General features: G+C 36.7%; 10 protein-coding genes and 1 pseudogene. 9 read left to right on the forward strand and 2 right to left on the reverse strand.

Features of this window, described 5'->3' with window-relative positions; translation table 11 throughout:
* Nucleotides 1-71: 71 nt before the first annotated feature.
* Nucleotides 72-980 carry a hypochlorite stress DNA-binding transcriptional regulator HypT gene (gene hypT / locus BKK47_RS10565; protein ID WP_077494803.1) on the reverse strand — a complete coding sequence of 303 codons (909 nt, stop codon included), beginning with the start codon at nt 978-980 and terminating at the stop codon, nt 72-74.
* A gap of 206 nt (nt 981-1,186) precedes the next feature.
* Here hypT and cuyB point away from each other — a divergent pair, with 206 nt between their 5' ends.
* The 3 genes and pseudogenes from cuyB to BKK47_RS12795 all read left to right on the forward strand — a co-directional run.
* Entirely contained in the window at nt 1,187-1,879 is a 693-nt protein-coding gene (gene cuyB, locus BKK47_RS10570) for a cysteate racemase (RefSeq protein WP_077494796.1), read from the forward strand.
* Between the two features lie 16 nt (nt 1,880-1,895).
* Nucleotides 1,896-3,200, forward strand: coding sequence for an anaerobic C4-dicarboxylate transporter (locus BKK47_RS10575; RefSeq protein ID WP_077494797.1), 1,305 nt, complete (start codon nt 1,896-1,898; stop codon nt 3,198-3,200).
* Between the two features lie 230 nt (nt 3,201-3,430).
* Nucleotides 3,431-3,638: pseudogene (locus BKK47_RS12795) on the forward strand (LpxL/LpxP family acyltransferase); the annotation flags it as partial.
* 104 nt (nt 3,639-3,742) lie between these two features.
* Here BKK47_RS12795 and BKK47_RS10585 read toward each other — a convergent pair.
* Nucleotides 3,743-4,186 carry a LexA family protein gene (locus BKK47_RS10585; RefSeq protein ID WP_077494804.1) on the reverse strand — a complete coding sequence of 148 codons (444 nt, stop codon included), beginning with the start codon at nt 4,184-4,186 and terminating at the stop codon, nt 3,743-3,745.
* Between the two features lie 266 nt (nt 4,187-4,452).
* Here BKK47_RS10585 and sstT point away from each other — a divergent pair, with 266 nt between their 5' ends.
* From sstT to BKK47_RS10615, 6 genes are all read left to right on the forward strand, one after another.
* The gene (gene sstT / locus BKK47_RS10590) at nt 4,453-5,697 is read left to right on the forward strand and encodes a serine/threonine transporter SstT (protein ID WP_077494798.1); all 1,245 of its coding nucleotides are present in this window, start codon (nt 4,453-4,455) and stop codon (nt 5,695-5,697) included.
* 122 nt (nt 5,698-5,819) lie between these two features.
* A complete protein-coding gene (locus tag BKK47_RS10595) occupies nt 5,820-6,734 on the forward strand; it encodes an SPFH domain-containing protein (RefSeq protein WP_059365436.1) in 915 nt (304 codons plus the stop codon).
* A 64-nt stretch (nt 6,735-6,798) separates the two neighbouring features.
* Nucleotides 6,799-7,254, forward strand: a complete 456-nt coding sequence (locus BKK47_RS10600) for an NfeD family protein (protein ID WP_077494799.1) — start codon at nt 6,799-6,801, stop codon at nt 7,252-7,254.
* Entirely contained in the window at nt 7,251-7,862 is a 612-nt protein-coding gene (locus BKK47_RS10605) for an NAD(P)H-dependent oxidoreductase (RefSeq protein ID WP_077494800.1), read from the forward strand. Before BKK47_RS10600 ends, BKK47_RS10605 begins: the two co-directional genes overlap by 4 nt.
* Entirely contained in the window at nt 7,859-8,413 is a 555-nt protein-coding gene (locus BKK47_RS10610; protein ID WP_077494801.1) for a TorD/DmsD family molecular chaperone, read from the forward strand. The genes BKK47_RS10605 and BKK47_RS10610 overlap by 4 nt, the downstream gene beginning before the upstream one ends.
* Before the next feature lie 56 nt (nt 8,414-8,469).
* Complete coding sequence (locus tag BKK47_RS10615) at nt 8,470-8,691, forward strand: hypothetical protein (protein ID WP_158074769.1); 222 nt, start codon at nt 8,470-8,472, stop codon at nt 8,689-8,691.
* The last annotated feature ends 6 nt before the right edge of the window (nt 8,692-8,697 follow it).

Genomic DNA, 8,697 nt, shown 5'->3' on the forward strand with positions numbered 1-8,697 from the left:
CGGAACAATATGTTTGGATTTTACAATTATTAAGAACAAGAAAAGATGGCGAAGATCTTTATGATTAATATTTATATTTTTTTATCTAGAAAATCCCAAAATTGTTCTGCATAATTATTTAATCTTGAATTTATTCTATAAATATAAGCTTTAATTGGTATTGTTAATTCATTATCATTAAGAATGATGAGTTTATTTTGTTTCAGTTCATCTTTAATGGAATATTCAGGTAACCAGGCTATGCCTTGTTTATTTAGTACCATTTTTTTTAGTAATTCACTCATAGATGAAACAAACATAGTTCTAAAATTTAGATGAGCATACAGATTTAATTTTCTATTCACTAATCTTCCCATATACGATTGTTTTGTATAATTAAGAAGCGGTATAGAGTTCTGAGAAAAGTTGAATATTGCCTCCTTATTTTGATCAATCGCACTGACAGGGTAGAGTTTTGATTCTAATATTTCTTTGGACAGAAATGGTTCTTGACTTAATAGATCATCGTAGAAGGAGAAAATGAAATCGCTTTTCCCCTCCACTAATGTTTTTACTGTCTGATCGACATCAATAGCTTCTACTGAGTAAATAAATTGATGATGCGATTGACCAATATCACTGATTAATTTTGGCATAACCGATAACGATAGTGAATGTGCTGCTGCAAATGTGATATTTGGTTTATTTTGTGTATTTTGTCCCTGCAATTCATCAAGGTTATATTGAAGTTGTTTTAACAAGTTTCTTGCTTGTGAATGAAAGAGCCTACCTCCTTCAGTTAATTGTAGTGGTGATGAGCCTCTACTAAATAACTTAACACCTACAGACTCTTCTAATGCAATGATTCTTCTACTGAATGCTGATTGCGATATGTTTCTATTTTCTGCTGCTTGTGAGAAGTTTCTGGTCTCCTCTAAAGTTAAAAAATCTTCTAACCACTTTGTTTCAATGTTCTTCATTACAGCCTCCTGGTTATGCATTTTTTGCATAACATATTCATAAATCAATATATTATTTAAATTTCAATAATAGCTATTGTATTGATTTATTAGCTAAAACAACTTCATTTTACATCTTTAATACTTTTTTATGCAATATTTGCATTGCTGTTCGATTTGTTGCATTTCCTTTTCCAGATAACTTTTTGTTAAAAATAAATCGATAAAAATTTTAATAGGAGATTTATATGAAAAATGTAATTGGTATTTTAGGTGGAATGGGGCCGGCAGCGACAGTTGATATGTTTCAAAAGTTCATTCAATTTACACCAGCGACCTGTGACCAAGAACATATTCCTCTTATCATTTCCTCTATTCCGGATATTCCTGATCGTACCTCATCAATTCTACATGGCGGAGCATCCCCTTTGATGGCAATGGATGAACGTATACAGGGATTAGAAAGAGCAGGAGCAAAGTGCATTCTAATCGCATGTAATACAGCACATTATTGGTACGATGAATTAAAAGATCGATGCCATGTGGATATGCTTAATATAGTTGATTCCACAATTAATGAAATAATAAAAACAGGCAAAACCAAAATTGGAATTCTAGCGACTGATGCAACGTTAGCAATCCATCTTTATCAAACAAAGTTAGAAAATCAAGGTTTAACATGCTTAATTCCTGAGGGTAGTAATCAGAAATCAGTTATGGAGAGTATTTACCTTTATAAAAGTGGAGAAATAGATAAAGCGGAAAAATTAATGTTAGTTCAACGTGATGAACTTATTCGTCGCGGGGCTGAAGTAATTATTTTAGGATGTACAGAAGTTCCTCTTATTTTACACAGGGTGATTAAAGATGAACCAACATTATACGAAGATTCAACAGCCGCATTGGTAAGAGCAGCTATTCGTTGGTATCACACACATTAAAATAAGGAGGATTATTATGATCTGGGTAGAAATTTTTGTCGTATTAGCCTCTATTGTTTTAGGGCTTCGGTTTGGTGGAATTGCTATTGGTTTATTTGGTGGGCTGGGATTGGCTATATTGACGCTAGGTCTTAGACTTCCGATGGGTTCTGTACCTATTGATGTTATTTTAATTATTATGTCTGTATCACTTTCAGCTGCAACCTTACAAGCGACAGGAGGCATGGCATTTTTAGTTAATTATGCAGAAAAATTAATGCGTAAAAATCCAAAACATATTAACTTTATTGCACCAATTATTACTTGGTTAATGACCATTGTTGCGGGAACTGGATTTATCGTTTTCTCAACTTTACCGGTTATTGCTGAGGTCGCTAAAGAGTCTGGAATTAGACCTTCTAGAGCGTTATCTGGAGCAGTAGTTTCATCCCAATTGGCAATTACAGGTTCTCCTATTAGTGCGGCAATGGCTGCTATGATTACGATTATGGAAAACAATTCTGTGACATTTTTTCAGGTAATGACCGTTTGTTTGCCAGTGTCATTTGTTGCATCTATGGTTGCAGCTTTAGTGGCTTCTAGACAAGGATGTGAATTACAGGATGATCCTGTTTATTTGCAACGTTTGCAAGATGGTCTTGTTTCTAAAACGACATTTAAAATGACTGAGTTTTCTAAATCATCAAAATTATCGGTCATTATTTTTCTATTAGCGACAGTAGCTATTGTGCTTTTTGCGACATTACCAACACTAAGACCTATATATGAAAACGGTAAGTCAATGGGAACACGTGATATTATTATTGTCATTATGCTTGCATCCGCTTGTTTAATGCTCATTACAAGTAAAACGAAACCAGATGCAGTTATTACTAATTCCACCTTTCGCTCAGGCATGAGTTCTGTAGCTGTTATTCTTGGCATTGTTACTCTTGGTATTACATTTGTTGATGCTCATTTAGGTAGTATTAAAGAAATCGCGGGAGATATTTTGCAGACTTATCCTATGTTACTTGCTCCAGTATTATTCTTTACATGTGCTTTGCTTTATTCTCAAGGTTCTACAACTCCTTTAATTATTCCTCTTGCTGTTGCATTAGGGGTTCCTAATTGGGCTATCTTAGGTTCATTTGTGGCTGTAACAGGTATTTTCCTTTTACCAACTTATCCTACTTCATTGGCAGCCATGGAAATGGATACCACAGGTACAACGCGTGTTGGGAAATATGTGTTGAACCATCCATTTATGTTACCGGCTCTATTGGGGGTTATTGTTGGGGTTGTGTTTGGCTTTATATGGGCTCCAATGATTGTAAGTTAAAAATTATTTATTTTTCAAATAGGGCTTAGCAGGTCCTATTTCCTATTGCTGGATTTAGGAGTACTCTTCTAAAGACATTTACAAAAATTCAGTGAATTTATTGGTATTGAGTATATTTAAAAAGCCAAGGTAGGGCACTATAACATTATTTTAATGGTGGCTCATAGTTGAGGATATTGATGCGTTCGATATTATTTTCCATGCCTATGAGATGCCAATGACTTCTATGTGTAATCCCCATGTTTCCTCGCTATAACGCGAAAATCGGTAAATATGAAAGAAATTCATTCTGCTATGTTGCTGAGTGATGAATCTGAAAAATCCGCTCGAGCAATGAATGAAGAAATCGAATCTTTTGTCACTCCAACCCCGGAACAATATGTTTGGATTTTACAATTATTAAGAACAAGAAAAGATGGTGAAGATCTTTATGATTAGTTGATATAACTAGAGTGCGGTCAATTTTAACCGCACTTTTTCTAGGGGCTGTGATGGCTTTGTTTTTATCTGTTTTTGTGACAAAAATTGCTACATAGCTTAGATTAAGCCGAGAATTTTAGCGTATTACGTTTTGGCTGAATTTGGTGGATCGTATTTGTTACGGTTCCAATAATCGGTAATGATGCCCAATCCTTTGTTTTGATATTTTGCATTTGAGAATCTAGTGCCATAAAAATAAATTCATCATGATGAGTAATAAATTCATAGAGATGAAATTCATTTTCGCTTTCTAATACAACAATATCACCAATAGAAAGACGATCATTTTTTTCAACGATCAACATATCACCTTGTTCAATTCCCCAAGCAAGCATATTTGGATTCGTCACACGAATGAAGCAGGTTTGCTGTGGACGCTTGATACAGTAGAGATTTAAATCAAGTTTTTTACTGAATTTTGATCTTTTCTCAATATCATTAAAGAATGGCATCGGATGATAAGAAAACGTCATTTCATTTGGAGTAACAGTGTTTGCGTAGTTCATCATCTTATTTTCCTTTGGGTTAACTATGGTTTTTTGTACAGGTGTAAATATACTGATGTTTCATACAGTTTGTCAATGCCAGATGGAAAAAATTTTTTTATCAAGCAAAATTTTAGAAAAAATATAATGAGTAAGCCGGAAATGATGAAACTATGATAAAAAGCGAAGAAAAGGTTTTCTTTTAGATAGAATTTAAGCTATCTTTAGCTTGCTTAGGTGGATCTGCAATGATCTGAAGTTTAATTATATTTTTATTTAAATTTATTATGAATATATCACGTTTATTTCATTTTCTTTTCCAAGGTAATTTAGTGAAACGAATTGCTATTGGTCTTATTCTCGGGATCCTTGTTGCGCTTGTTAACTCAAGTATTGAACAAATATTTGGTTTCAATCTTGCATCAAAGATTGGTGTATTAGGACAAATTTTTGTCAAAGCACTTCGAGCGGTTGCACCAATTTTAATTTTCTTTCTTGTCATGGCGGCATTAGCAAATAAAAAGGTTGGTTCAAAAAGCAATATGAAAGAAATCATTGTGCTTTACCTTTTAGGTACTTTCTTAGCCGCATTAGCCGCGGTGATTGCAAGCATGCTTTTCCCTTCAGAGGTGGCATTATCCGTGAAGGAAGATGTGACTTCTGCACCACAATCGATATCCCAAGTATTATTAACCTTAGTGCTTAATGTAGTGGATAACCCGCTAAATGCGATTTTTAAAGCAAACTTTATTGGGGTGTTGGCGTGGTCAATCGGTTTAGGATTAGCGCTTCGTTATGCCTCTGACGCAACAAAACAAGTGGTGGCAGATTTTGCAGAGGGAATCTCTAAAATTGTACATGTGATAATTTCATTTGCGCCTTTTGGGGTATTTGGTTTAGTGGCAGAAACCTTATCAGATAAAGGATTAGTGGCTTTAGGCGGTTATATTCATCTATTATTTGTCTTAATTGGTACAATGCTTTTTACCACATTTGTTCTTAATCCTATTTTAGTTTATTGGAAAATTCGCCAAAATCCGTATCCGTTGGTTTGGACTTGTGTACGCGAAAGTGGTGTAACCGCATTTTTCACCCGCAGCTCTGCAGCAAATATTCCAGTGAATATTGCCTTAGCAAAACGTTTAAATCTTGATGAAGAAACCTATTCGGTAGCAATTCCATTGGGGGCAAATATCAATATGGCGGGTGCTGCTATTACTATTACCGTATTAACTTTAGCGGCAGTATATACACTTGGTATGGAAGTATCCTTTGTTAGTGCCGTGTTATTAAGTGTAGTGGCGGCACTTTGTGCTTGCGGTGCTTCGGGAGTTGCCGGTGGGTCATTACTACTCATTCCGTTGGCATGTAGTTTATTCGGTATTTCTGATGATGTGGCAGCACAAATGATTGGGGTCGGTTTTGTTATCGGTATCTTGCAAGATTCTACCGAAACCGCATTAAACTCTTCGACTGATGTGTTATTTACCGCCGCAGTATGTATGGAAGAAGAGCGAAAAAATAACGCATAATTTAACTATTTTATGAGGTGGGCGAAAGCCCACTTTTGTTTTTTAGAGACTTAGATTTCGCTATACAAAGTGCGGTCTAATTTGTTAGACTTTTTTGTTAAAACCAGATGGAGGACATCAAAATGGATGGATTAACCTTAGCGACATTAGTCTTTCTTGTACTCATTATTGTTATTTTATTTTCAACCATCAAAACCGTACCACAGGGATATAATTGGACGATTGAGCGTTTTGGGCGTTATACACGTACATTAATGCCGGGCTTGAATATCGTTGTGCCTTTTGTGGATCGTGTCGGTCGCAAAATTAATATGATGGAACAAGTGTTGGATATTCCTTCACAGGAGGTTATTTCTAAAGATAACGCTAATGTTGCCATTGATGCGGTATGTTTTGTTCAAGTGATTGACGCACGCAGTGCGGCCTATGAGGTTAATCATCTTGAACAGGCGATTATTAATTTAACCATGACGAATATTCGTACCGTACTCGGCTCGATGGAGTTGGACGAAATGTTATCGCAACGTGATTCTATTAATAGCCGTTTGCTCGCTATTGTTGATGAAGCAACGAATCCGTGGGGGATCAAAGTAACCCGTATTGAAATTCGTGATGTTCGTCCGCCACGTGAATTGATCGATTCTATGAATGCGCAAATGAAAGCCGAACGTAATAAACGTGCGGAAGTATTGGAAGCCGAGGGGATTCGACAAGCGGAAATTTTACGTGCGGAAGGGGAAAAACAAGCACGTATTTTAAAAGCCGAAGGGGAACGCCAAGAGGCTTTCTTGCAAGCGGAAGCCCGTGAGCGTGCGGCAGAGGCAGAGGCGAAAGCAACACAAATGGTATCTGAAGCCATCGCAAGTGGTGATACGAAAGCAATCAATTACTTCATTGCCCAAAAATACACGGAAGCACTAAAAGAAATTGGCGGTTCAAAAAATAGCAAGGTGGTATTAATGCCATTAGAGGCGGGCAACTTAATTGGTTCTGTGGCAGGTATTGCAGAATTATTAAAAGGCGATAACAAAGCCTAAGGGCATTTAATTTTTTCAAAGTGCGGTTAAAATTGACCGCACTTTTTCTATCAAAGGAGGCAATATGACAGAATGGTTAACCTCGTGGTCATTATGGCATTGGTTGGTACTCGGTTTTGTTTTACTGATTGCTGAAGTGATCATCCCCGGTGTGTTTTTACTTTGGTGGGGATTGGCCGCTTTAGTGACTGCACTTGTGCAATTTATTTTTCCGAATTTTGCCTTAACAGGATTGGCAATTTTTTATGCGGTTTTGGCGTGTATTTTGTCGGTGATTTGGTGGCGCTATCAATATAATAAAGACAATCGGGATCAGGCTCAGAGTACATTAAATCAGCGGGATCACGCTATGCTCGGTAAACAGGGAACCGTGCGGGAAATTGCGGCAAACGGTATTGGCAGGGGAGCATTTGACGATACGACTTGGCGCATTCAAGGGGAACAGCTTATGGTGAATGATCTTGTCAAAGTGGTGCGTGTAGAGGGTATCACGCTTATTGTAGAAAAGGTAACTGAATGAATCATCTCATTATTTTTGCCCATCCTAATTCTAAAGGTAGCTTTGGGCGTGCAGTGGCGGATTGTGTGGCGAAAACCAGTCAAGTGCTTGGGGTAGAAACCCAATTCCGTAATCTCTATACCATGGATTTTAATCCGATTATTTCTTTTGAAGAATTACAAGCAGTGAATCGCGGCATCATTCCCGAGGAAGTCAAATATGAACACGATCTTATTCGCCAAGCCGATTTAATTACGCTAATTTATCCTCTTTGGTGGATGGGCTTTCCGGCTCTTTTAAAAGGTTATTTGGAGCGGGTATTAAGCCATGGTTTTGCTTACAAAACAGAAAATGGGGAATCTGTTGGTTTGCTAAAAGGGAAACAAATGCAACAATTCATCACACTTGGTAGCAATGTTGATAAGTATAAAGAATTTGGTATTGATAAATCCTTGGATCATTGTTTAGTGAACGGTTTATTTAATTATTGCGGTATTGAAAACGTAACCTATGAGCTATTTGGTGATATTCATTTAATTGATGATGAAGCACGTCGCGCAATGCTTGATATTGTTGAACAAAAAACACGGGAAAAATTGACCGCACTTTTAAATGGAAAAGCAGTATGAGTACAGAAAAAACACTGAATAATTTTTCTTTAGTTAGCCGTTTATTTGGCAACTTATTTTATCGTGATCCGACAGATCCGGTGCTTGCCGGTGTTTTTGATTGGTTGCAACAAAAAGGCTTAAACCAAGTTTGGGCACTCGATGCGGATAAAGAAAGTCAAGCTGCGTTAGATAATCTTCAGTTAAAAATCGATCTCACCTTGTTAAATCAAGAATATCAAAAATTGTTTGGTACAGAAGGTCATGTTGCTACAGCGATTTCAGCTTATGATATTGATTTAGCGGATTTTGTCGCTTTTCGTAATGAGCGCGGTATGCCGGAAGTGGAAAGTGCGGATCATTTTGCGTTACTTTTGCTAACGGCTTCTTGGTTAGAAGATAATGTTGATTCCATCTCTGCGCAACGAACGCTATTTGAAGCTTTCTTATTGCCTTGTGCCGCGAAATTTTTAACTCAAATAGAAACCTATGCTACCTTGCCTTTTTATCGCGCTTTAGCATATTTAACGCGAGAAATTTTGGCGGCAATGGCGGATGAGTTGGAAGAATAATGATGACTAAGTGGAAAAAAATCTTTGCTTTTATGCCGCTCTTTCTTTGGAGTGTAATGGTTTTATTTTTATATTTCTATATGGTTATTGAAAATGGGGATAAGCATGGTGGGGAAGCCTATATCGCTTATTTCCTTTTGCTTTTTTACCTGACTTTTCCATTTGGTTCTTTTGTCTTTGTTGTTTTTTCTCTCTTCGGTTTTGGTGGTAACACTTCCTTTAATCCGGTTGTGGCTGGGCTAATGGGCATTGTTGCTATCAGTGCTTTTTATTTTTAACTAAAA

Source organism: Rodentibacter mrazii (assembly GCF_001998825.1).
In the GTDB taxonomy this organism is placed as follows: Bacteria; Pseudomonadota; Gammaproteobacteria; order Enterobacterales; family Pasteurellaceae; genus Rodentibacter; species Rodentibacter mrazii.